We start from the raw sequence: 21,484 nt of genomic DNA on the forward strand, positions 1-21,484 counted from the left end.
AGCTGACTGGTGGATTATAGCGGTGTTTGGCGTGATTTCCTTATTGGTACAAACCATTAATCAATTCAGACTGGACCAATTAGGGTTATTGTTTCTTTCCGTCCGGTTATGAGGTGAAGGGATTTTGATCTTGAGTGTATTCCTTGTTGGATAAAGAGCTGGATTTGGGCCATTGTAAGATGATGCTTTTTGGAGAAGGCCTGGCCCAACAAGACATCAGGCAGGCAGCGGATTGGATGCTGCGAAGAAGGGATATTCAGCTTTTAGTTTTTACTGCCGTGCCCTGCCCTTCAGCGCAGGAGGTCCTTTATGTCCAACCGATATCGGAGAGATTGTCTGGCAACTCGCTGATTCTGGCGTTAAGCAAAGACGGTACGGAATCCCCGTTTATCGTAGGCCAACATTCTCTTATGAACTTGAAAGGCGAATGCAGGAGGTTGGCCTGGATCCGATCATGCCTTTGGCGAAAGTCTCATCGTTACAAGAGACACGTATTAAAACCTGTTATTCATGCAGGTGCGATACGCCAAGCGAGTCCGCCAAAGCGGGCTAATTAAGGTGGTACCACGGGGGTTCTCGTCCTTTCCGGATGAGAAGCCCCTTTTTATTTTTCCAAGAGGAGGGGAAAGAACATGGCTCAACAAATCGTCCTTACGGGCATCAAACCCACAGGAGAGGTGCATGTCGGCAACTATGTCGGGGCAATCAAACCCGCGCTTCGGATGGCGGCAGGCAACACGTGCCAATCTCTTTATTTTATCGCCGACTACCATGGCTTGACGTTTATTCAAAACAAAGCGGATTTCAATCGTTTAACCTACGGGATTGCGGCGACATGGCTGGCTATGGGTCTGGACCCCGAGCAGGTGTTTTTTTATCGTCAGTCGGATGTGCCGGAAATATTTGAAAAATATTTGAACTGCACTGGATTTTGTCCTGTTTGACCCCAAAAGGGCTGATGAACCGTGCCCATGCCTATAAAGCGATAGTGGACCAGAATGAACAGACGGGGATGGAGAGGGACAACGGAGTTAACATGGGGTTGTTTACTTATCCGATCCTGATGGCGGCAGATATCCTGCTGTTTCAATCCGATCAAGTGCCAGTAGGCAAAGATCAGATCCAGCATGTGGAGATTGCCAGAGATATTGCAGAGGAATTCAATCGAAGTTTCGGGAATACCTTCAGGCTGCCAACCTTTGTAGTGGACGAAACCACGGCAGTTGTTCCCGGACTCGACGGCAGGAAAATGAGCAAAAGTTATAACAATACGATCCCGCTTTTTGCTCCGCCCGAAGAACTGGAGAAAAGGATCAAAAAAATCAAGACGGACTCGACGCCGCCAAACGAACCTAAAGATCCGAATACCTCCAGCGTATTTCTGCTCTACAAGGAATTTGCCAAACCCGAAGAAACCGAAAGGCTGCACGGCAGATTTCAGACCGGCATCAGCTGGGGAGAAGCGAAACAGGAGCTGTTTAAGGTGATGAACCGTTACTTGGAAGAACCTCGTGCGAAATACCATGCATTGATGGCCGATCCGGACCGGATCGATCGGATTCTAGCTGAAGGAGCACGGAAAGCACGCACAATGGCTCAACCGCTGCTTGAACAAGTAAAAACGAAGATCGGGCGCTTTAGATAGTTGAATAACCGATTAACCATTTTGTTTTGTACGCGCAGCTACAAAAAGAAACGCAGCGCCATCATGGCCAGCATGCCGACAATAACGGTCGCCAGCAGGCTGCGGGTCAAGACGGCTGCCGCAACAGCGGGAAGCGCAGCGATCACTTCTGCGCCAAACGACAGCTTCCCGTCTTGTACCAGCAATTCTTGTCCGATCAAAGCGGCCATCACGGCAACAGGTACAAAATTCAGCCAGCGCATGCCCCATTCCGGGATTTGAATCCGGCTGAGCAAGACAAGCGGCAGCACTCTCGGAATCAAGGTGACGATCGAGGCGCCGACAATCATCAGGAAGACCTCCCATCTTATTTCCATTTGCTCACCGCCATTCCGAGAGTTGCAGCAGCTATCGTTGCCAAGATGATCGTAATGCTGCTGGAGGTCAAATAACTTAACGCGACAACCAGGCAGATCGAACAGAAGGCCACAAGCAGATCGGCTTTAAGCTTTCTGCGGCTGATCAGCTGCAGCACCAAAAGGCCGATAAACATGGCCGGCAGGGCGAAGTCCAGCCCGAGCCGCTCGGGATCAGCAATCCACTGCCCCAGAAAAGCGCCGGCGATATTGGCTATGATCCAGTTCAGATAAGCTGTTAAGTTCAAGCCGTGCATCCACTTCTCCGAAAGCCTGTGCTTCATAGCTGCCTGATGAATGGCCACCCCAAATGTTTCATCAGTGAGCAGTGCGCCTACGAGCAGATTTTTGAGCGGGGAGAGATGCCGGAAATATGGCGATAAAGCGGCGCTGAGCAGCAAATGGCGCAGGTTGACGAAGAAGATCGTAAGCACGATCGCGGCCGGCGAACCGGAAGCGGCCAGCATGCCTGCGGCAATAAACTGGGCAGAGCCGGCATAAATGAGCACGGACATCAGCAGGATTTCAGCTATGCTGAGCCCGGCCGTTTTCTCGACAACACCGGCAGCAAAGCCAATGCTCAAATAGCCCAATAATGTGGGGATACAGCTTTTGACCCCTTGGAGAAAACGTTCTTCCTGAATGTGTGGTTCATAATTAGGTGCGGTTAAGTTCTCCTGCAAAGCCATCCAACTCTTTCTCTATTTAATGTTTCGTAAACCTATCGTATAACTTTCATCATACAATGACAGCGGGAAGAAAAACTATGGATTTCCCAAAATCGAAGTGCTGCGCTGCTGAAAAGTTGACGTTATAGAAGGAACTGGCTACAATAGCAATATAATTCGTAATTATTACGATTAGACCATAAAGCAAGCTCCCCTACGAACAGCGACCGAGGAACAATGCGGGGCAAAGAAGAAGTAGGGAAGCATTGAACAGGGACATGAAGGAGTAGTTTAACAGATTATGAGCAAAAGCAACCGGTTCAACAGCAGCCGCCTTCCCACCGCTAAAGGCATGGACATGGCCACCGTTTATTCCCCGAAGGAATGTTCCCGCAAAGCCAAACACATCGTGTTATCCCCGGCTAACAAGACGATTATAGAAGAGTTTCAGGCTATATTAGCGATGAAAGAACAATTCGAAGAGCATGATGTGCCCGTTCCGAACAAAATCATGATGTTTGGCCCGCCGGGGACAGGCAAAACGTTGACTGCTTTCTATTTGGCCGAACGGCTGGGACTGCCGCTTGTGCTTGCCCGGCTCGATACGCTGATCCATGCCCATTTGGGAGAGACAGGCAGCAATGTGCGAAAAATATTCGAATACGCCAAGGCCGTGCCCTGCGTATTGTTTCTGGATGAATTCGACGCTTTGGCCCGTACGCGTGACAATAATGATGAAGTCAAGGAGATGTCCCGGGTGGTCAATACGCTGCTGCAGTGTCTGGACGAGTTCAGCGGCGAGAGTATTTTTATGGCGGCGACTAATTTGGAGACCGAGCTTGATCATGCGATCTGGCGCCGCTTCGATACCAAAATGAATTACCTACCGCCTGACCGCAGCTGCCGGGAGGAGTATATCCGCCTGGTGGTCGATAAATTTGAGACGGAAGACGTCTTTGAGAGCCGTGCGGTTGACCTGCTCCAGGGCTGCAGTTACGCCGATATTGAGCAAATCATGCTTAAAGCGAAAAGAAAAGCGATTATCACTGGCCAGAATTTGACTGCAGGCCTGCTACAGACGTCTATCGGTGAATATCTGCCTCAACGCAATGAACGGAGTCTAGCCGAAGAATTGGAGTAAACAAATAAGATGCCGGAAAAAGAAAACAGAAGCGGTCCCTCAAAGGGCCGCTTCTGTTGTTTTATCAAAACTAATGACCGCTAAAGCATCATGCAGATGAATGGATTCTTCGTTCCGGCATTCCACCTTAAAAGCCTTCATGAAATCCATTTCGTACAAATCGGCGGCAACGAGCCGCGCCATATCCTCGACGAAACGGGGATTCTCATAAGCTCTTTCTGTAACGGCTTTCTCGTCCGGACGTTTAAGGACAGGATGTAGGGGAGAGCTGGCGTTGGATTCTATGGCATCCAGCAGGAGCGTTTTCCAATCGCCTTGCGGAAGGGAGGTCTCGTCCAATTCCACCGTAACCGTCACATTTCCCCGCTGGTTATGCGCACTGTATTCGCTGATCTCTTTGGAGCACGGGCACAAGGTGGTAACGGCCGTTTGGAGCTTCAAGACAAATTCCAAGGGGTTCCCTTGGTTGTAGATAACTTTCATGGAGGCCTGAGAATGGTTTAGACCCGTCATTCCTAAAACAGGGGAACTGCGTTCATAGAACCAGGGGAATTCAAGCTCGATCTCCGCCTGGGTTTGCCCCATGTATTCGGCCATTTCGGTGGCGAGCCGCTGAAGTCCCTCAAAGTCCGCTTCCCAATTCTCCCGTCTGTACCGCTCAAGCAGCTCGGTCAGTCTACTCATATTGATTCCTTTGGACTCCCGCTGCAGACTCGTCGTCAATGTTAATTCGGCAACGGTGGTTTGAAGGTCCGGCATCAGCTCCGAGCGGATTTTAATCGGATGACGGACTTTACATATACCTACCTGGTTGATGTTAAACAGATAATCATGGCTCCGATTCTGAAGATCGGGCATTTCTTCTTTGGTAGTCGGTTTGTTGCCGGGAATAGGCGGAACCGAACCAAATCGGATAAGACGCTCTTCTTTCGAAGGAAACGGCTGTGCAGCATATGATTTCATAATGATAGCTCCTAGAATTCTTGTTGAATTTTATTTGGTTGCTTAATCGTAATAATAACTATTAACAGTATAAAAATGATTCCGAGCCTTGTCAATTTACTCCTTGACGCAGCGTGTAAGTACAGACATGTCTATATCATTTCACGAGTAAAGATGTTCAATAGAAGATGTTAACAAAATATAGAAAATATTCCATGTCAGGGAGGTCCGGTTTTTTGCTGCCGCTGACCAATAATGGTAGTTCTGCTATTGAAAATTCTACCGATTGCCTTGATCCAGGACAGGAGTTTCGATTATAATACCCCCTGGGGTATAGGAAAGGTTAAGCAGCTAGGAGGCGCCACAAATGAATTATCATTATCCGGATGAGATCAAAGCTCGTCTTCGAAGAATTGAAGGGCAAACCAGGGGCGTACTACGTCTAATGGAAGAAGGAAAACCATGCAAGGACGTCGTGGCTCAGCTATCGGCCGTCCGAAACGCAGCCGACAAAGCCATAGCTCAAATTGTGGCGGAGAACTTGAGCAGGTGCATTTACGAAGAACAAGCAGCTGAAAATCCGGACACGGACCAGTTAGTGAAGCAAGCTATTGAACTGCTGGTCAAAAGCCGCTGATGAAATGGCTTTAACAATAAAGGAGGCCGAATGAATGGCTTTTAAAGTACCCAAAGAAATTTCGCCTGAGCAGCTGGAAGAGCGGCTGCATCAAGGAGAAACGGTGATGATGCTGGATGTGCGCGAGCCGGGTGAGTGGTTTGAAGGCCATCTTCCCGGGGCCAAACACATTCCTTTAGGAGCTCTTCCTGAACGGTGCGGGGAGCTTGACCGGAACAAGGAATGGGTTGTCATGTGCAGAAGCGGCGGCCGCAGCGGCCTTGCTTGTGAAATCCTGCATGAGAGGGGCTTCCAAGTCGTCAATCTGACCGGCGGTCTTCTGAAATGGACCGGGGAGCTGACTGGTGAAAGGGAGTCCAATTGACCATGATATTGGGGATCATTATGTTTGGAGCAGGAGGCATGTTCTTGGTCTGGCTGGTCCGTCAGCTTTGGCCTCTTCAGTACCTCTCCTTTGTCGATATTGGGGACTGGAAGAACAAGAGAAAGCAGTGCCCGGAGATGAAGCTGCTGGATGTCCGGGACACGTCTGATTTCCAGCAGCTTCACCTGCCTTGCTCTGTCAATATTTCATTGGGCCGTCTGCCTTACGTGTGGAGAAAAGCTTTGTCTCCCGAACAATGTGTGGTTATTGTGTCCGCTCATCCTTTCAAAACGAAGAAGGCCGCTAGAATTTTGCGGAAGAAGGGCTTTCACAAGCTGTATGCCATCCGCGGAAATATCTTTCAACATGAGGAATGGCGAAATCTGGCCTCCATTACGAAGGCGGATTGTCCCAATCAACAAGGCTTCAGTTTATAACCTTCAGAAATAGTATGCATAACAAGAAAAAGCGCTGCCGCGCACAATGGGGGAAAACCCTATTGTACATCGGGCACCGCTTTTTATCGTTTTGTTATCTCCAATCAGTTCAGCTTCCATAAAGCCGGTGTATTGGGTGGTTCCCATGTCACGATGGAGGTATGAGCCTGCAAGCAAGTATAGGTCTTTCCGCCATAAGTCACTACATCACCCACATGATAGGATACGCCGGCAGCCCAGGCTGATATGCCTGGCGCAGGGGTTGGAGAAGGCGTGGGAGCCGGAGTAGGACTTGGCGTAGGTGTCGGTGTCGGGCCAGGTGTCGGCGTTGGTGTTGGGGCAGGAGTTGGCGAAGGCGACGGTGTTGGAGATGGAGTTGGAACAGGGCCTCCGGGAAGATCCGCGTTTAATTTGTTAAGCAGCGTTTGGTTTCGGTCTCCGCTCAGCTCCCAGAACATGGCGCCAGCCAGTCCTTTGGATTTTAAATAGCTGATCTTGTATCCAATCGATTCCGAATCGTCATAGCTGATGAAGGTGCGGGTCGAAGGATTGTACAGGTAAGGGACTTTAGCCGTATCGTTCCAGTAACGGATGTAACCATTTTTGTTAATATAATTGGCCTCAAGGTCGTAGAAGTCATAGCTGCCGTTCTCCCAGGTTCCTGAATTCGAAATACCCGAGGATGTCTGGTATTGGCCGTTGCCATTGCTTGGAGTGCCGCCCCAGCCGCGTCCGTAGAAGGGCATGCCCAGCACAAGTTTATTGGCCGGCACACCGTTAGCCAAATAGGTGGTGACCGCCTTGTCGATGTTGAAGTTTTGCGGATCGGTCAAGCCTGTAGCGGCAGTGGCAGGATCATAATAAAGAGGTGCGTTATGTCCGGTTGTCGTGTTCCAGGAGCCGTTGAAGTCATAGGTCATAATATTGATCCAGTCGACCACGGAAGCAATTCCGGCCAGATTGTTATTGGCTGCATAAGAAGGGCTGGCACCGGAGGCGATGGTCAGCAAATAGGTTTTGCCGTCCGCTTGACCGGCGGCATTCAGTTTTTCACGGATTTTTTGAAGCAGCAGTACATAGTTTTGTTTATCTTCCGGACGGACGCTGTTGCCGGCAAGGCCGCCGCCTACCGGGTACTCCCAGTCCAGATCCACGCCGTCCATTTGATATTTCCGGATAAAATCGACAGCCGAATTCGCAAAAACTTCCCGTGTGGCTGCGGAGGCAGCTACGTCAGAAAATCGGTTTGACCAGGTCCAGCCGCCGACAGAGATGATGGTCTTCAGGTTCGGATTCCGTTCTTTCAATTTCCAGAGCTGTTTCAGATTGCCTTTAATCGGATCATCCCATTTGTCGCCGTCGAAGCTTTTGCCTGTATCAATCCAAGGATCGCCGAGGACAATCGTCCCGTTTGGCACATTGATGGTTTGGGCCTGTTCATTCTGACAGGTCCAGGTGACCGGGTTAGGGCCGGTCGGGTCGGGATTCCCATGAATGCCGTTCCAGCAAATATCGGCAAAAGCATAATTAATAACGTTCATCTTGGTCGGATCAATGTTCGAAACGTTGTATCCCCGGGCATAAGCCGCCCACGACGGATAGTAGCCGACAAGCTTGTAATCCTGTGCGGCTGTGACGGTTTTGACAGAAGAGCCCAAAGCGGGGAACAGCGTAAGGATAAGTACGGCGATCATGACGATGGAGAAGGTTTTACGAGCTTTTTTATTCTTAAGCCACATCATCGAATTGCCTCCCTCGTTCCAAAATTTGGCTGAAAACATGCTCATCGACCGGAAGCTTGTATTCGGTTTCACCTCCCGCTGTTTGAATTGGACCTTCACTCAGCGCTAACGTTTGGAGCTGAACTTCAAAATCCGACAGAACTTCTTCAGGAATCTTGCTGTACGGTAAGCCATGAGAGATTAGTAGAAAACAGGAAGGGGCAGATAAGTAGATTGGGTAGACAGATGGTCAGATGAATAGGCGATAGATGGCTGCACCCCATTCCTTAGGGGCAGGTGAAGGTAGTTCTATTTTCATCCATTTTTAGATAGGGGTCTAGGGATAAAATCCAACTATGATGGGGGAATTTTCTCAAATTCTTTTCAGTTAGAAAGGTGTGTTTCTCTTCAGGTATATAAGCGGGCAGGAAAGGCAATTCTGAATTTCGGAAAGCCAAATCCCTTGAGGAGGAATAAATGGAATGATGAACCCTATGAATGTGTCCCAGCAAATCCGTCAAATCGAGCAGACGATCCGTGAGCTTGAGCAGCAAACAAGACAGGCTACTGCCATGTATCAACAAATGCTGGAGCAGGAGCAGCAAAATGCAATGCGTCTTGAAGAACTTTCTCAGCGCGAACGTAAAGCCGCACAAACGATTCAGCAAGCGCTTCAAGGACACCATATGGCTATGCAGCATTACCAACAGATTTCCAATCTGGTTAACCAGATCGAACACACCGTTCAAAATCCGGCAATGGGCGCTGGTTATCAGCACACCGGCTACAGCCAGCCTGCCTTCGGGACGCCTTCTTTTGGACAAAGCGGCTATAGCAGTCACGCTTCGATGGGACAAGGACAAACCGGCTTCAACAGCACAAGCCATCTGAATGTGAGCAACCCGGGAACTGCCGGTTCCATGGGAAATGGTCAGCAAAACGGTTATCAGCAGTAATTAGCCGGATTACAAGCATGGAAGGAACCGCCGCAGCAGCGTGGCGGTTCTTTTTGGCTTACACCGCGCTCCCCATCTGTGCGCCAATGAAGTTTGTTCCCTGTAAACGAAATATTCCTGCCTGCGTTGGCACATACTGTGAACAAGATCCGCCAACGAGTTAAATGGAGGTTGCCATGGTATTCACAATCACACTTATCATCGCTATATTATTTGCTTTATGGGGAGCAATCGCCCCGGATAGCTTGGCTGCTGCGGCCAATCAAGCCTATAATTTCTCTATTCAAAATTTTGGCTGGTTTTATTTGCTCGCGACATTGTTTTTTCTGCTATTTGCGCTGTATTTAGCTTTCAGCAGGTACGGGAATATCCGATTGGGTGATGACGATGATGAACCGGAATATTCCACCCTTTCCTGGTTATCCATGCTGTTCAGCGCAGGTATGGGGATTGGACTTGTCTTTTGGGGAGTAGCGGAACCCTTGTCCCATTACTTATCTCCTCCGGAAGGGGCTAAAGGAGGAACAACGGAGGCGGCTCGCCTGGCGATGCGTTATTCCTTTTTTCATTGGGGGCTTCATCCATGGGCGATTTATACGGTTATAGCTTTGTCTCTGGCTTATTTTCAATTTCGAAAAGGATATAAAGGGTTAATCAGCTTCACCTTCATTCCTCTGTTTGGCGAGCGGCTGGTCAACGGATGGCTTGGCAAAACCATCGACATTCTGGCTGTGATCGCTACCATCTTCGGCGTGGCCACCTCGCTTGGGCTGGGGGCGCTGCAAATTGGAGGGGGCCTCCATCACCTGTTTGGACTTCCGAACACGGCTTGGTCTCAAATCCTCATCATAACCGTGGTAACTGTCTTGTTCCTGCTGTCGGCAAGCTCAGGTTTGGATAAAGGAATCAAGATCCTGAGCAACGCTAACCTGATTATTGCTTTACTGCTCATGGTGTTTGTCTGGGTAACAGGACCGACTTCTTTTATCTTTGATACCTTTACGACGACTTTGGGCAGCTACCTGCAAAATATAATCAACATGAGCTTAAGGCTCACGCCGTTCTCCGAAAGTACCTGGATTGGCGCATGGACGCTGTTCTACTGGGCCTGGTGGATTGCCTGGGCTCCTTTTGTCGGCACCTTTATTGCCCGGGTGTCCAAAGGCAGAACCATTAAGGAATTTGTCATCTACGTGATGATTATTCCGAGTTTGTTCGGATTTATCTGGTTTTCGGTATTTGGCGGCACGGGCCTGCAGCTGGAAATGTTCGATTTTGCGAATTTGGCGGAGGCTGTTCAGAGAGATACGACGACGGCTCTTTTTATTACGCTGGAGCAGCTTCCTTTAGGTACAATCATAGCTTTTATTGCCACGCTTTTGATCATGACCTTCTTTATTACATCAGCCGATTCGGCAACATTTGTACTCGGCATGCTGACATCGGATGGAAACTTGAATCCGAGCAACAAAGTCAAAATAACCTGGGGGATTTTACAATCGGGCATTGCAGTCGTCCTGCTGATCAGCGGCGGTTTAAATGGGCTCCAAACGGCTTCAGTAGCAGCCGCGCTGCCATTTGCCGTCGTTTTGATCGGCATGTGCTTCTCGCTGCTCAAAGCGCTGCAGGCTGAAGACAAGGAACGCCGCAGGAAAGAGAAGCAGCAGCGGATGAAACTGAAACAGCTGTTGGAGGAATCAACCGCGGCGAAATGACAATCACGTAGAGACAAAGACGACTGAATGAAAAAGAATAGCCTCATCCTTAAATGCCTTGAATGGATAAACTGTCGTAGACGGAATAGGCAGGGAAAACTAAAGGATTTTAAACTTAATATAATAAATAATTAATGTAATTAATAATATAACGTACTCTGATTTTCAACGTTTAATCGGCCTTAAGATCCTGTGGTTGGAATTATTTTCATGTCCACCTCACCGCAAATTTTTGGTAAGGTAGGGAGATACAATCCAAAATAACAGGTGATAAGTGCTTATGATCAAGAAACGTTGTTTATTCTGCGATAAGATCGTTGTGATTCAACCCGAAGGGAATTACGATAGATTCATAGATTGTGCCTGCTCTCCCGGCGGGTTCTATAATCTGCACCGAGACAGCTATGAACCGATTCAGTCGCTGCCGCATCCTAAAAAACGCGACACGCTGCATATCATCTCCGCCTATATTCGCGAGCAAACAGACCGCGGCGAACAAGTGACAATAGCAGCCGATGATTTGGATGCTATTGTCAATGACCCTCAAATTCCGGCAACTATGGAAGCTAAAGGCGGCCGCCTGCTGCAGTATTTATATCGGCATGCAGACCGGGAAGGGGATCCGGTAGTGATTCAGCCTTTGTCGGCCAGCTATAACCTGACATATTCTCACAATCTGCAGGAACTGGTGTATATTCTGGACAAGCTCAGCAGCGACAATCTGCTTATCAGGGAGGGCATGAGCTTCCGGCTTACGGCAAAAGGATGGAAGGAAGCCGCTGCCCAGGCAGGAGGCAAAAAGCTGAAAAATTGTTCTGTGCTCCTTTCGAAAGGACCGGAGCTGCGAGCGCAGTGGCAGGAGACATTGTTCCCAAAAATTGAGCAGCTTGGCTATCTGCCGCATATGCTGCCTCAGTCAAACTCGCAAAATACTTTGGAAGTCGTTGCCATGAGCCAAGCGGTCATCGCCGACTTAACGGACCATTCTCCGGAAGTCTATTTGGCCGCCGGATATGCGCTTGCTTTGAATCTTCCGGTCATATGGACGATAAACGGCGGGGAAACCGGAACCGGGCAATACTCCTCATCCTTCAAAGAGGTCCGGCCGATCGTTTGGAATACCTTTGACGAGCTGACGGTTATGATTCAGCAGAGGCTGAACAAGTAAACAGGATTAGATCATTTAACTGAACGGAAAACAGCGGTAGTCCCGGAAATCATATACACCTCCGGGCTGCCGCTGTTTTTTTAGTTTTTCATCTAACGGGTCAGCCGACCTCGAAGGGCGCGTCTGATACTTTTATGCGTGAGGAACAGTCCCGGAATGAAGATAAGGGCGAGGACAATCGCTGAAACCAAGAAGCCTGCATGATAACCTTTCAAGCCGTTTGCAAGGGTTGGCTGCAGACCCTGTCCCGCGTGTCCTGCGGTTGCGACAACGGTAGCGATTACGGCTGAACCAAAGCTTGAGCCGAGGTTCTCTATCATATTAATCCCTACACCCGCTTCCGGAAGCTGTTTGTTCTCAAGTCCTGTATAAGCGTCACTTGTGAGCGGAAGCATAATCCCGCCGAAGCTGGTACCCCGGATAAACAATACAAGGGCAATCCAGATCATGTTGGTTTGATCCGTAATGAAAATCAGCGGGATCGATCCGATCAGGGACAGAACAAGGCTGACCATCACGACGTATTTGGCACCGATCTTATCAATCAGGGTTCCGATCAAAGGTCTGGTTATCAGCATCCCGATGCCTTGAGGAATCAACGCAAGCGCTGCTTCAATGGCTGTGAAGTGACGAAAGGTTTGAAAGAACAAAGGCAGAATTAACATCGGTCCCATAACGGCCATATTGGCCAGGAACAAGCCGATGCTGGAGGCCGAAAAGCTCCTGTGGGCAAACAAATTCATGGGGAGCACGGTTTGATGGTTTCGGATTCGGTTATACACGATGTAAATGACAGCTAAACCAAGGCCAATTCCCAACCACAGACGGGTTTCACCATTGTTGAACGAGGCATGGTCCGCCGCTTTCGTAATGCCGTAAATCAAGGCCGCACTCATGAAGGACAACGCAATCATGCCGAATAGGTCCAATCTACTCTCTTTGTTGAAGGGTTCGAAGTCCGGGATTGTTTTGATCATTAGGGGTACCGCAATCACAACGATGAACACATTGATGAAGAAGATCCAGTGCCAGGACGCGCCTTGAACGAGGAAACCTCCGATTACGGGGCCAAGAATGGGACCAAAGATCATGGGTGTGCTGACGATAGCCATCACTTTGCCCAGATTGTTCGGACCCGCTGTTTTGACCAGAAGCGTGGACATAAGCGGAGTAATGATCCCGGCGCTAAAGCCTTGAAGCAAACGGAACAAGATGAAGCTGGAAACGTTCCAGCTCAATCCGGCAAAAACAGAAGTGACACCGAAGGCGATGACGGCGCCGATGAAGACTTTTTTACCGTTAAATTTGTTCATAAGCCAGCCGGATAACGGAACGGCCATCGCCAGGGCTAAAACATACCCTGTAATCGCCCATTGGATCGTGCTGAGCGTCGTATTGAAATCCTTGTTTAATTTGTCGACGGCGATGTTCACCATCGTGGAGTCAAGCATAGGGGCAATGGCTCCAAGGGCAATCGCCCAAGCGGCCATAAGAATTTCTTTGGGTAATCCTTGCTGTTTAATTTGAGAAGTTGTCATTTTATTCTCCTTTCAAAGGGTTTCGTTAAGAATGATTTTGTTTCTTTTTCAACTAAAAGTAATTCATTTTTGTTTCCTTGTCAATAAAAATTTCAGAATAAAAAAGCAGCCCGTTCTCTTCAGAACTGGGCTGCTGGCTGGTGAGACTTCATTTTCTTGATTCGGATTTAAAGGGCTTGCTTAATTGATTTCTAAACCTTGTTTCTTTATTTCTGCATCCAAATGTCTGCTGTACTGGTCTATGAAGCGCAGTGTGCTTTCAAGCTGTCCTTCCGTAATCTGCTCAAATACGGCTTTGTCCCGCTCCTGGAACTCTTGGTGCAGTTCTTCATGGATGTGATAAACGACCTTTCCTTGCTCCGTAAGCTTAAAATAGATTTCTTTCTTGTTGCCTGGCTTCTGGTAGCTTTCGATCAAGCCTTTATCCATAAGCTTCTTGGTCATTTTGCTGATGGCGCCTTTGGTCATATATAAGGATTCCGCGAGTTTGGTCACGTTGGGATCTACATTTTTTCCAATGGATTCGATACAATGAACTTCAGAAGGTTTGTAGCCTTTGAGGTTGTCTTCCATTTTATTTTTGTTAAGCCAAACCATCTTGTTAAATAAATCCCTGAATTCCGAGATGACCTGTTCTTGTTTGTTCATGACCTATCCCCCCAACCGCTCGTACATATCAACATTATATTATGATTTCAGGAATTGAGCCATCCGTGAACAAGAAACCCTAAACGAAAGGATGTTTAGCTATGCCGCACTATTATGGAGAGAGAATTGTTCTTAGGGATTACCGCGATTCAGATTTGGATGCGATCAGGCAATGGGTAAATGATCCGGAAATTACGAGCACTTTGTCTGACATTTTCTTATATCCGCATTCCCGGTTAGAGACGGAATCCTTTGTGAGAATGAATATGGAGGGGAAGTCCAGCAACAAAAGTTTTATCATTGCCTCGAAGGACACACTGGACTTTATAGGCCAGATTGAACTATATGCCATAAACATGAAGAATCGGCATGCTTCTCTGGCGATTGTAATAGGAAGCAAAGACAATTTAGGCAAAGGTTATGGCAGTGAAGCGATCCGGGTTCTGCAGAAGTTCGCTTTCGAGGAACTGAATTTGAACAGGCTGGAGCTTGATGTCTATGAGTTTAATGTAAGAGCCTACAACTGTTATTTGAGTGTTTTGCATAATTCCGTTTCAGAGAAGAAGCGATAGCATATTCACTGTCGTTAAGGGGTAATTTTCGAAAATGGTATTATATGGATGAAGAAAAGGGCAGACTTGCAGAATTTTAGAACAGCTCGTTTTTTAAGCGGCAGCCCGTTTTGAATGATGAGAAACGGCGAGCGCAGATGCAAGCAGAACAATGGCATTCAAATACTGGTGAGTTGTGACTTTCTGAATGCCCCGGACATGTGCGGCGTCTGCCGTCAAATAGGTTTTCAATCGGGAGTTGCAGCGTTCTACGCTGGTTCGTTCATTGTAAAGTTCCTTCCAACGCTTTGTATCCCGATGAGGGATGCTGTATCGCCGGAGATCATCCTTCGCATTTACTTTGACGACCATTCCATAGTTTGAAGACGAGCAGGCAGCCATGCCAAGCGGACAGTCGACTTTACCCGTGGCATGCGGGCAGCGAAATTTATGCATATCGCCGTCAACTCCCCAGTATGTCATCGCATAACCCATGGAACAGCACGGTGTTCCGTTCGAGGTCATGCCAGCAGGCGGTTCCTTCTCCCCCCGAAGATTAAGGGGAATGATGGCTTGTGCCTTGACGTTGCGGGCGGCCTCATAAACTTTCATTTGGTCGTAGCCCGCATCGAGTATGAAAAATCGTGTGCTCGTCCTGGACGCTGTTTTCTCGATCAGGCCCGGCGCCATTTCTCCATCATTGACATGCGCCGGCGTTACTTCCAAGGCGATCGGCAATTCACTTTTCGTATCGACCGCCAGATGAATTTTGTAACCAAACCATGTGATTTTATTGCCGAAGGAATCAATTTTTGCGCCCCAGTTCGCATTACCCGTTTGCTCGCTTTTGCGTTTGGGCTGCTTTTTCTCGTAAGCGCGGAGAGCGGCGCTGTCTATGGCGACGTTACTGCCTTCTATGATACCTTCCTGCTGACAGCGTGTGACCAAATCCTCAAAAAGCCGTTTTGCCAAGTCCTTTCTCGTCAGTTCTGAGAAAACTCGGCTTAATGTGGATATGGAAGGAGCTTCTCGATCCAGCGGAAGACCACACTGATAACGAAACCGGAGATCCGTATCCAAACGCTTATGCAACCCTGAAAAGGTACTTATTCCTTCAAGCGGCGCAGCCAAGAGTGCTCGTAGAATACCTTGTCTGCAGTATCCCTCAGCGCCTCGGGGTGAACGGCTTCTCAGTTCCTTGGCATACGGTCTCAGATCGAGAGAGCTGAAGAAGATCGGCAATCTCTCCTTGGGTTGAATTTTTAAAAGTTCTTCGAAGGAAAACAGACATTCTTGGAGAATATACAAAGTGACTTCCTCCATCCTTGAGGTTTTTGGGTTTGGTCACTTGAAAACTTCTCCAAGTTGGGGTGAAGTCCCTTTTTTATGTCCGAAAATCCTTACGGCTCAAGGCCTCAGATTACTGCAAAACGCTCATTTAAAAAACGGCTTTAAAGAAGAAGGCAGAGCCAGACAGAAGATCTATAAGAAAGGCCGGTATTGGGATGTGATCAGAATGAGTATTTTGAAAAGCGAATATGAGCAGGTTTGATGGAATGGGGAGAAAATATCATGAGACTTTCTAAAAAGGGGATAACGAATGAATCTTAAACTTGTACCGGTTCGGGCGGAAAACAAAGACACCTTAATCAATTTGTATCAGTTTTATGAATATGATTTTAGCAGATACATGGATACCGATGTTGATACCAATGGAAAATATGCGCTCGATATTGATTTTTATTGGGAAGGTGACGAGCGTTGGAATCCTTTTCTCATCGAAGTAAATGGTGCAATTGCCGGATTCTTGATAGTGTTGTTTGAAAACATGGATACTGATCCTGATCCAACTCACGTAATCTATGATTTTATGGTTTTACATAAGTATAGAAGGACTGGGGTAGGGCGAAGAGCAGCAGTAGAAGCATTTAACATGTATCAGGCGAATTGGTCCCTGGCCCAAATCAAAAATAATCTTCCTGCTATTTCTTTTTGGAGAAACGTCATTGAGGATTATACAGACGGAAACTTTACTGAAAGATATAGCCCTGATAGTGGAAATTACATCCAGAAATTCAGTACCAAAAAATAAAAAAGCATTAAACGAGAAACAATCTGCCGAACCCAAGTGATTTCAGGGTATATTTGTGAGGTGAGCAAATGATTCTTTGGATAAACGGTGCCTTTGGTTCCGGTAAAACTACAGTTTCTTACGAATTAAATAGAAAACTTCCTAACTCTTTTGTGTATGACCCGGAGAACGCAGGTTATTTCATTAGAAATAATACGCCTAAATCCATTTGGAAAGAGGATTTTCAAGATCATGAGATATGGAGAGAAATCAATTTCTCGTTACTTCAACAATTAAGCAGGGAGTACGACGGAATGATTATTGTACCGATGACTCTTGTGAATCCTCAATACTTTAATGAAATCGTCCAAAGGCTGCGGTCAGAGGGTGTTCAGGTTGTTCATTTTACGCTGTTTGCCAATCGGGAAACCTTGTTAAAACGCTTGAAAAGCAGGGGGGATCACAGAAACTCATGGCCGGCTCAGCAGATTGACCGATGCATCGAGGGTTTGTCCCAGGACCTTTTCAACATACATATTCATACCGATGATTTAACCGTTGATGAAATTGTGGATCAAATTGCAAGAGAGTGTAATCTTGATTTAAATGATCAACCGGACAGAAAAGAAGGTGTATCAATGCCATGAACACTTTGGTCTATTTTGTAAGGCACGCGGATTCTCCATATGCCCCAGGCGAAGAACGGACAAGAGGTTTATCCGAAAGAGGGGAATCCGATGCTCAGCTCGCAGGCAAAATTTTAAAAAAAGAAGGCATTGGAATCTTTATTTCCAGTCCTTATGAAAGGGCCATCCAAACTCTTAAACCAGCAGCTGGACACCATCAAATTCGGATTAAGGAACGGAGAATACGCCAATGATTCATTCCGATGTATTGCAGATCTTAAGCGGCAGATGAACGGTTTTGATAAACCTTGGTTTGTAGCCGGCGGCTGGACCATTGATTTGTTTGTAGGTGAAGTGACGCGAAGTCACAAAGACATAGACCTCTGTCTATTTCGGGAAGATGCCGAATACGCGTTGGAGTATTTCCATGAATGGGACATTTATGTGGCTATCCCGGGAGAGCAGCGGCTGGAGAAAGTCAGAGGGATCCAGGACATTGAATCGCCGAGATATGGTTTGCATATGTATAAGGACAAGCAATTTCTTGAAATTCTGTTGACTAACCGGACGGACGATCAAATTCTGTTCAGAAAAAATACCCGGATTCAAATGAGTTTAGATGAATTCTCGAAAAAATCCGGCGAGCTTCCGTACGTAAATCCGGCCTGGCAGCTTCTGTTTAAAAGCTTGAATCCCAGGGAAGAAGATGAACATGACTTTTTAATTTATTTGCACCGTTCGGCAGCAGAACGTCCAGCCAAGCTGTGGTTACAGGAAAACATGAAAGCCATGAACGGAAGCCCTAGATGGATCGAGGAACTGGATAAACATTTGCTGAAAACTTGAAGCTTGGGCTCAATGGGGCTAGAATATGGAATGGTAATGAAAATTAGGCGGCGTTTTCCACTTACATAACCTTATTTTCTATGCATCTTAGATGAGAACGCTCCTGCGTCAATTGTTGCGACATAGGATAGAGACCTAACGAACTTGGAGGAGGAAAACATGCGTCAGACTATGGAGAGAAAGCCGGACTGGCTTCGCATTTCGCTGAATACAGGTGAGGAATATAAGGAACTTAAGAAAATGATGCGCGGCCGCAAGCTCCATTCCGTGTGCGAGGAGGCTAAATGTCCGAACATCTATGAATGCTGGAGCCAGCGCACGGCTACCTTTATGATTTTAGGAAGCATTTGCACCCGAGCGTGCCGCTTCTGCGCGGTGACGAGCGGACTGCCGACCGAGCTGGATCTGGAAGAACCTATGCACGTGGCCGAGTCGGTTCGGGATATGGGACTGAAGCATGTCGTGATTACGTCAGTGGCTCGCGATGATCTGAACGATCATGGAGCATCCATGTTTGCTGCTACGATCCAAGCGGTTCGTGAACTTAATCCGCTCACCAATGTCGAGGTGCTGATTCCTGACCTTGGCGGAGAACCGGAACGAATTAAGGTTGTTCTCGATGCGAAGCCGGATGTGCTGAACCACAACCTGGAAACGGTCGCCCGCTTGTCGGACAAAGTACGGGCCAAAGCCAAATACGACCGTTCGCTCAGCGTGTTGCGCCAGGCCAAAGAGCTTCGTCCAGGCCAAACGACCAAATCAGGCATCATGGTGGGTCTAGGTGAAACGAAAGAAGAGCTGATTCAGGCGATGAAAGATCTTCATGAAGCCGGTGTGGACATTATTACGATTGGACAATATTTGCAGCCTACGCTGAAGCATATTCAGCTGCAGCGTTACTATACACCAGAAGAATTTGCAGAACTCAAGGAAGAAGGACTTCGCATCGGCTTCGCTCACGTGGAATCCGGCCCGCTGGTTCGCAGCTCCTACCACGCGCATGAACAGGCCGAGCATGCCAAGAACCGGCAGCAAACGCCGGTGGCCGAGTGACAAGGAGGTGCATTCCGTTTGAAGGAAAGAGAACAGCACAACCCTACACTAAATTCAGCAAAAGTAACGCCAATTCAAGCCAACGTTTTGCCCGCATGGCGTTTTGTTCATACGGGCCGGCGTACCGGCGCCATGAATATGGCCATCGACGAAGCGATGATGATTGCCCAGCAGGAGGGACGGGTACCGCCGACTGTAAGGTTCTACAACTGGCTTCCCGGCACGTTGACAGTGGGGTATTTCCAGAAGGCCGAGAAAGAGATCGACTTTGCCGCCGTTGAACGGCATGGCGTAGGTTTTGTGCGGCGGCCTACTGGCGGACGGGCCGTCCTTCACGACCGTGAGGTGACCTATTCGCTGGTTGTGCCGGAAACGTATCCCGGCCTTCCGGCGCGGGTGGATGAAGGTTACCGAGTGCTTAGCGAAGGCCTTCTGTACGGCTTCCGGCGGCTGGGCCTGGATGCGGAGATGACAGGAGGCTACAGCCTGGCTGCCGGTGAAACGCCTCAAGCGGCCCGGCTGTCCCGCTCGGCAGCCTGCTTTGATTCACCGTCACGATACGAGCTGACGGTTGAAGGACGCAAAATCGCCGGCAGCGCTCAAATGCGGACGCGGGGAATCGTGCTGCAGCACGGCTCGATCCCGGTAGATCCGCAGATCGATTTCCTGTTCGAGCTGCTTCATTTTCCGGAGAGCCGGACGAAAGAACGCTGGAAACGGATCGTGGAGGAGAAGGCCGTAGCGATTAACGAAGTGTTAAAGCGGAAAAAACGGCCGGGAAGTAACGCTTGAGGAAGCGGAAGAAGCCTTTCGCATCGGGTTTGCGGAAGCCTTTGGCGCTCCTCTTGTTGCTGAGCCGCTAACGGAATATGAGGAGGAGCTGGCGGAAGAGCTGGTTCGAACCAAATATGGAACCGAAGAATGGAACCGCTCCAGGTAATGAAGTTTTTGACACATAAAGAAACCGCCGGCAGATCAAGCGCCGGCGGTTTCTTCTAATCAGGCGTTCTGCCGCTGCTCCCGCCTGCGCGGCATGCGGAAGGTCAGCAGCAGGATGCCCAAACCGATGACAAAACCGGAAAGGGCAACCAGATGGAAATGGGCAGTCGTAATGTGTTTAGAGAACACGATGCCCAGCAGGCTCGACGAAAAAATCGTGCCCAAATAACGGGAAGTCATAAACAAACCTGAAGCGGCTCCCGTTTCCTCCGGCCTGGTGAAGGCATACAAGGAGGTTTGCATCGCAATATTGTTAAACCCGTTGCTGATCCCAAGCATCGACAACATGGCGAAAATAAACCAAGGCCCGGACCGGTCCCCGATGAGCAGCAGAAGCAGCGTGCCCAGCAGCAGGGTTGCCGAACCGGCAAGGAGAGCGGGTTTGGAGCCCTGCTTATCGATCCATTTTCCCGTCAAGGGAGCGATGATCACTCCAAAACCCGCAACGGCCAGCATGACTAAACCGGTCGTGCCCGAATCAAACTTCTGCACATGCTGAAGGTAAGTCGGAACCCCGAAAAAGACGGAATAAAACACAATGTTGATCAGGATGTACTGAAGATAAACAAAACTAAGATTCAGGTTGCTGACAAAACCGGCTACATCGATAAAAGGTTCCTTCCGGCGTTTCTCGTAAAAGCAGAACCATACGGTAAGGGCCAGACTGATCAGCAGATAGCCCAGGTTCACCCGTTTCTCGAGGGACAAAAGGAACAACAGCCAGCCGACAATGCTGGCGGAGAACAGCAAAACGCCCGTCCAATCGATTTTAGCTCCGGCTTCCGGCCGTTCATCGACCGGGAATAATTTCCACGCGAGCAGAAAGGATCCGATCAGGAACGGAAAATTAATGATGAAAATGGCCGGCCAGTCTCCAAGCTGCAGCATGAAACCGCCGATTGAAGGGCCAAATGCTGCGGAAATCGAAGTGAAAATCGACAGAATGCCAAGCGCCTGCGCCTGGTTTTGGGTAATCCGCTTTCGAATAATGCCCATGCCGGCCGGAAACAAAATCGAACTTCCAAATGCCTGAATGATCCGGAACAGGATCAGCCAAATAAAGTTGGGTGAAAAAGGGGCCAGGGCCGACGAGACGGCGATCAGCAGCAATCCGATGAGAAACAGCCTTTTCCGGCCCCATGTATCGCTGAGTTTGCCCATAACGGGCTGACCGACGGCACTGGCCAAATAGTAAGTCGAAATCAGCCAGGAAGAATCGGTAAAGCTGAGCCCGAACTGCTCCTGCAGCCGGGATAAGGCCACCGAAATCATGGAGGAGTTCAGGGGATTAAGCAGGGTGCCCAAGGCGACGGTTACGACAAGCCATTTCGTATAGTCGCGGGTTTTCGTCATGTACAGCTCA

General features: G+C 48.6%; 22 protein-coding genes and 2 pseudogenes. 16 read left to right on the plus strand and 8 right to left on the minus strand.

The features are described 5' to 3' along the window. Positions 1-134 precede the first annotated feature (134 nt). Entirely contained in the window at positions 135-557 is a 423-nt protein-coding gene (locus AWM70_RS24375; RefSeq protein WP_068695033.1) for a Ger(x)C family spore germination protein, read from the plus strand. Between the two features lie 75 nt (positions 558-632). Continuing rightward, positions 633-1,645: pseudogene (locus AWM70_RS07215) on the plus strand (tryptophan--tRNA ligase). 38 nt (positions 1,646-1,683) lie between these two features. On the opposite strand, the gene AWM70_RS07220 reads toward AWM70_RS07215, so the two are convergent. Further along, positions 1,684-2,001, minus strand: coding sequence for an AzlD domain-containing protein (locus AWM70_RS07220; RefSeq protein WP_068695035.1), 318 nt, complete (start codon positions 1,999-2,001; stop codon positions 1,684-1,686). Then, complete coding sequence (locus AWM70_RS07225; RefSeq protein WP_068695037.1) at positions 1,992-2,729, minus strand: AzlC family ABC transporter permease; 738 nt, start codon at positions 2,727-2,729, stop codon at positions 1,992-1,994. The genes AWM70_RS07220 and AWM70_RS07225 overlap by 10 nt, the downstream gene beginning before the upstream one ends. Positions 2,730-3,009: 280 nt before the next feature. Here AWM70_RS07225 and AWM70_RS07230 point away from each other — a divergent pair, with 280 nt between their 5' ends. After that, entirely contained in the window at positions 3,010-3,849 is an 840-nt protein-coding gene (locus tag AWM70_RS07230) for an AAA family ATPase (protein ID WP_068695039.1), read from the plus strand. Positions 3,850-3,888: 39 nt separating this feature from the next. Here AWM70_RS07230 and folE2 read toward each other — a convergent pair whose 3' ends face one another. Further along, a complete protein-coding gene (gene folE2, locus AWM70_RS07235; protein ID WP_068695041.1) occupies positions 3,889-4,812 on the minus strand; it encodes a GTP cyclohydrolase FolE2 in 924 nt (307 codons plus the stop codon). Between the two features lie 346 nt (positions 4,813-5,158). Between folE2 and AWM70_RS07240 the strand changes: the two genes are divergently transcribed. The 3 genes from AWM70_RS07240 to AWM70_RS07250 are packed head-to-tail and all read left to right on the plus strand — an operon-like array spanning position 5,159 to position 6,229. Further along, on the plus strand, positions 5,159-5,428 hold the full coding sequence (locus AWM70_RS07240; protein ID WP_068695043.1) for a metal-sensitive transcriptional regulator: 270 nt from the start codon (positions 5,159-5,161) through the stop codon (positions 5,426-5,428). A 34-nt stretch (positions 5,429-5,462) separates the two neighbouring features. Then, on the plus strand, positions 5,463-5,792 hold the full coding sequence (locus AWM70_RS07245; protein ID WP_068695045.1) for a rhodanese-like domain-containing protein: 330 nt from the start codon (positions 5,463-5,465) through the stop codon (positions 5,790-5,792). Between the two features lie 2 nt (positions 5,793-5,794). Further along, positions 5,795-6,229, plus strand: a complete 435-nt coding sequence (locus AWM70_RS07250; RefSeq protein WP_068695047.1) for a rhodanese-like domain-containing protein — start codon at positions 5,795-5,797, stop codon at positions 6,227-6,229. 104 nt (positions 6,230-6,333) lie between these two features. On the opposite strand, the gene AWM70_RS07255 is transcribed toward AWM70_RS07250, so the two are convergent. After that, positions 6,334-7,971: a glycosyl hydrolase family 18 protein gene (locus AWM70_RS07255; protein ID WP_068700459.1), complete on the minus strand. Its 1,638-nt coding sequence runs from the start codon at positions 7,969-7,971 to the stop codon at positions 6,334-6,336. Between the two features lie 461 nt (positions 7,972-8,432). Here AWM70_RS07255 and AWM70_RS07260 point away from each other — a divergent pair, with 461 nt between their 5' ends. From AWM70_RS07260 to AWM70_RS07270, 3 genes are all read left to right on the plus strand, one after another. Continuing rightward, the gene (locus tag AWM70_RS07260) at positions 8,433-8,906 is read left to right on the plus strand and encodes a hypothetical protein (RefSeq protein WP_068695049.1); all 474 of its coding nucleotides are present in this window, start codon (positions 8,433-8,435) and stop codon (positions 8,904-8,906) included. Between the two features lie 176 nt (positions 8,907-9,082). Beyond that, entirely contained in the window at positions 9,083-10,621 is a 1,539-nt protein-coding gene (locus AWM70_RS07265; protein ID WP_068695051.1) for a glycine betaine uptake BCCT transporter, read from the plus strand. A 280-nt stretch (positions 10,622-10,901) separates the two neighbouring features. Beyond that, complete coding sequence (locus AWM70_RS07270) at positions 10,902-11,789, plus strand: hypothetical protein (protein ID WP_068695053.1); 888 nt, start codon at positions 10,902-10,904, stop codon at positions 11,787-11,789. A 92-nt stretch (positions 11,790-11,881) separates the two neighbouring features. Here AWM70_RS07270 and AWM70_RS07275 read toward each other — a convergent pair whose 3' ends face one another. Together AWM70_RS07275 and AWM70_RS07280 are read right to left on the minus strand one after the other, a co-directional pair. After that, positions 11,882-13,327: an MDR family MFS transporter gene (locus tag AWM70_RS07275; RefSeq protein WP_068695055.1), complete on the minus strand. Its 1,446-nt coding sequence runs from the start codon at positions 13,325-13,327 to the stop codon at positions 11,882-11,884. Positions 13,328-13,507: 180 nt separating this feature from the next. After that, positions 13,508-13,975, minus strand: a complete 468-nt coding sequence (locus AWM70_RS07280) for a MarR family transcriptional regulator (RefSeq protein WP_068695057.1) — start codon at positions 13,973-13,975, stop codon at positions 13,508-13,510. A 101-nt stretch (positions 13,976-14,076) separates the two neighbouring features. On the opposite strand from AWM70_RS07280, the gene AWM70_RS07285 reads away from it, so the two are divergent. Beyond that, positions 14,077-14,547, plus strand: a complete 471-nt coding sequence (locus AWM70_RS07285) for a GNAT family N-acetyltransferase (protein WP_083180158.1) — start codon at positions 14,077-14,079, stop codon at positions 14,545-14,547. A 93-nt stretch (positions 14,548-14,640) separates the two neighbouring features. Here the strand turns inward: AWM70_RS07285 and AWM70_RS07290 are convergent, their stop codons facing one another. Continuing rightward, positions 14,641-15,834, minus strand: coding sequence for a transposase (locus AWM70_RS07290; RefSeq protein WP_016311143.1), 1,194 nt, complete (start codon positions 15,832-15,834; stop codon positions 14,641-14,643). Between the two features lie 292 nt (positions 15,835-16,126). Between AWM70_RS07290 and AWM70_RS07300 the strand changes: the two genes are divergently transcribed. From AWM70_RS07300 to AWM70_RS07320, 6 genes and pseudogenes are all read left to right on the plus strand, one after another. Beyond that, entirely contained in the window at positions 16,127-16,618 is a 492-nt protein-coding gene (locus AWM70_RS07300) for a GNAT family N-acetyltransferase (protein ID WP_068695061.1), read from the plus strand. A gap of 68 nt (positions 16,619-16,686) precedes the next feature. Next, complete coding sequence (locus AWM70_RS07305) at positions 16,687-17,244, plus strand: AAA family ATPase (protein ID WP_068695063.1); 558 nt, start codon at positions 16,687-16,689, stop codon at positions 17,242-17,244. Further along, entirely contained in the window at positions 17,241-17,477 is a 237-nt protein-coding gene (locus tag AWM70_RS22635) for a SixA phosphatase family protein (RefSeq protein WP_083180159.1), read from the plus strand. Before AWM70_RS07305 ends, AWM70_RS22635 begins: the two co-directional genes overlap by 4 nt. Then, the gene (locus AWM70_RS07310) at positions 17,398-18,069 is read left to right on the plus strand and encodes a nucleotidyltransferase domain-containing protein (RefSeq protein ID WP_068695065.1); all 672 of its coding nucleotides are present in this window, start codon (positions 17,398-17,400) and stop codon (positions 18,067-18,069) included. Before AWM70_RS22635 ends, AWM70_RS07310 begins: the two co-directional genes overlap by 80 nt. Before the next feature lie 159 nt (positions 18,070-18,228). After that, entirely contained in the window at positions 18,229-19,122 is an 894-nt protein-coding gene (gene lipA, locus AWM70_RS07315; RefSeq protein WP_068695067.1) for a lipoyl synthase, read from the plus strand. Between the two features lie 87 nt (positions 19,123-19,209). Then, positions 19,210-20,062, plus strand: a pseudogene (locus tag AWM70_RS07320) (lipoate--protein ligase family protein). 59 nt (positions 20,063-20,121) lie between these two features. Here the strand turns inward: AWM70_RS07320 and AWM70_RS07325 are convergent. After that, complete coding sequence (locus AWM70_RS07325; protein WP_068695068.1) at positions 20,122-21,474, minus strand: MFS transporter; 1,353 nt, start codon at positions 21,472-21,474, stop codon at positions 20,122-20,124. Positions 21,475-21,484: the final 10 nt, after the last annotated feature.

Origin of the sequence: Paenibacillus yonginensis, assembly GCF_001685395.1 — a bacterium.
In the GTDB taxonomy this organism is placed as follows: domain Bacteria; phylum Bacillota; class Bacilli; order Paenibacillales; family Paenibacillaceae; genus Fontibacillus; species Fontibacillus yonginensis.

Bases quoted from the DNA above. Each gene is read 5' to 3' on its own strand.
- AWM70_RS07220 (WP_068695035.1), bottom strand. From the start codon at position 2,001: ATGGAAATAAGATGGGAGGTCTTCCTGATGATTGTCGGCGCCTCGATC.
- AWM70_RS07225 (WP_068695037.1), bottom strand. From the start codon at position 2,729: ATGGCTTTGCAGGAGAACTTAACCGCACCTAATTATGAACCACACATT.
- AWM70_RS07230 (WP_068695039.1), top strand. From the start codon at position 3,010: ATGAGCAAAAGCAACCGGTTCAACAGCAGCCGCCTTCCCACCGCTAAA.
- folE2 (WP_068695041.1), bottom strand. From the start codon at position 4,812: ATGAAATCATATGCTGCACAGCCGTTTCCTTCGAAAGAAGAGCGTCTT.
- AWM70_RS07240 (WP_068695043.1), top strand. From the start codon at position 5,159: ATGAATTATCATTATCCGGATGAGATCAAAGCTCGTCTTCGAAGAATT.
- AWM70_RS07245 (WP_068695045.1), top strand. From the start codon at position 5,463: ATGGCTTTTAAAGTACCCAAAGAAATTTCGCCTGAGCAGCTGGAAGAG.
- AWM70_RS07250 (WP_068695047.1), top strand. From the start codon at position 5,795: ATGATATTGGGGATCATTATGTTTGGAGCAGGAGGCATGTTCTTGGTC.
- AWM70_RS07255 (WP_068700459.1), bottom strand. From the start codon at position 7,971: ATGATGTGGCTTAAGAATAAAAAAGCTCGTAAAACCTTCTCCATCGTC.
- AWM70_RS07260 (WP_068695049.1), top strand. From the start codon at position 8,433: ATGATGAACCCTATGAATGTGTCCCAGCAAATCCGTCAAATCGAGCAG.
- AWM70_RS07265 (WP_068695051.1), top strand. From the start codon at position 9,083: ATGGTATTCACAATCACACTTATCATCGCTATATTATTTGCTTTATGG.
- AWM70_RS07270 (WP_068695053.1), top strand. From the start codon at position 10,902: ATGATCAAGAAACGTTGTTTATTCTGCGATAAGATCGTTGTGATTCAA.
- AWM70_RS07275 (WP_068695055.1), bottom strand. From the start codon at position 13,327: ATGACAACTTCTCAAATTAAACAGCAAGGATTACCCAAAGAAATTCTT.
- AWM70_RS07280 (WP_068695057.1), bottom strand. From the start codon at position 13,975: ATGAACAAACAAGAACAGGTCATCTCGGAATTCAGGGATTTATTTAAC.
- AWM70_RS07285 (WP_083180158.1), top strand. From the start codon at position 14,077: ATGCCGCACTATTATGGAGAGAGAATTGTTCTTAGGGATTACCGCGAT.
- AWM70_RS07300 (WP_068695061.1), top strand. From the start codon at position 16,127: ATGAATCTTAAACTTGTACCGGTTCGGGCGGAAAACAAAGACACCTTA.
- AWM70_RS07305 (WP_068695063.1), top strand. From the start codon at position 16,687: ATGATTCTTTGGATAAACGGTGCCTTTGGTTCCGGTAAAACTACAGTT.
- AWM70_RS22635 (WP_083180159.1), top strand. From the start codon at position 17,241: ATGAACACTTTGGTCTATTTTGTAAGGCACGCGGATTCTCCATATGCC.
- AWM70_RS07310 (WP_068695065.1), top strand. From the start codon at position 17,398: ATGAAAGGGCCATCCAAACTCTTAAACCAGCAGCTGGACACCATCAAA.
- lipA (WP_068695067.1), top strand. From the start codon at position 18,229: ATGCGTCAGACTATGGAGAGAAAGCCGGACTGGCTTCGCATTTCGCTG.
- AWM70_RS07325 (WP_068695068.1), bottom strand. From the start codon at position 21,474: ATGACGAAAACCCGCGACTATACGAAATGGCTTGTCGTAACCGTCGCC.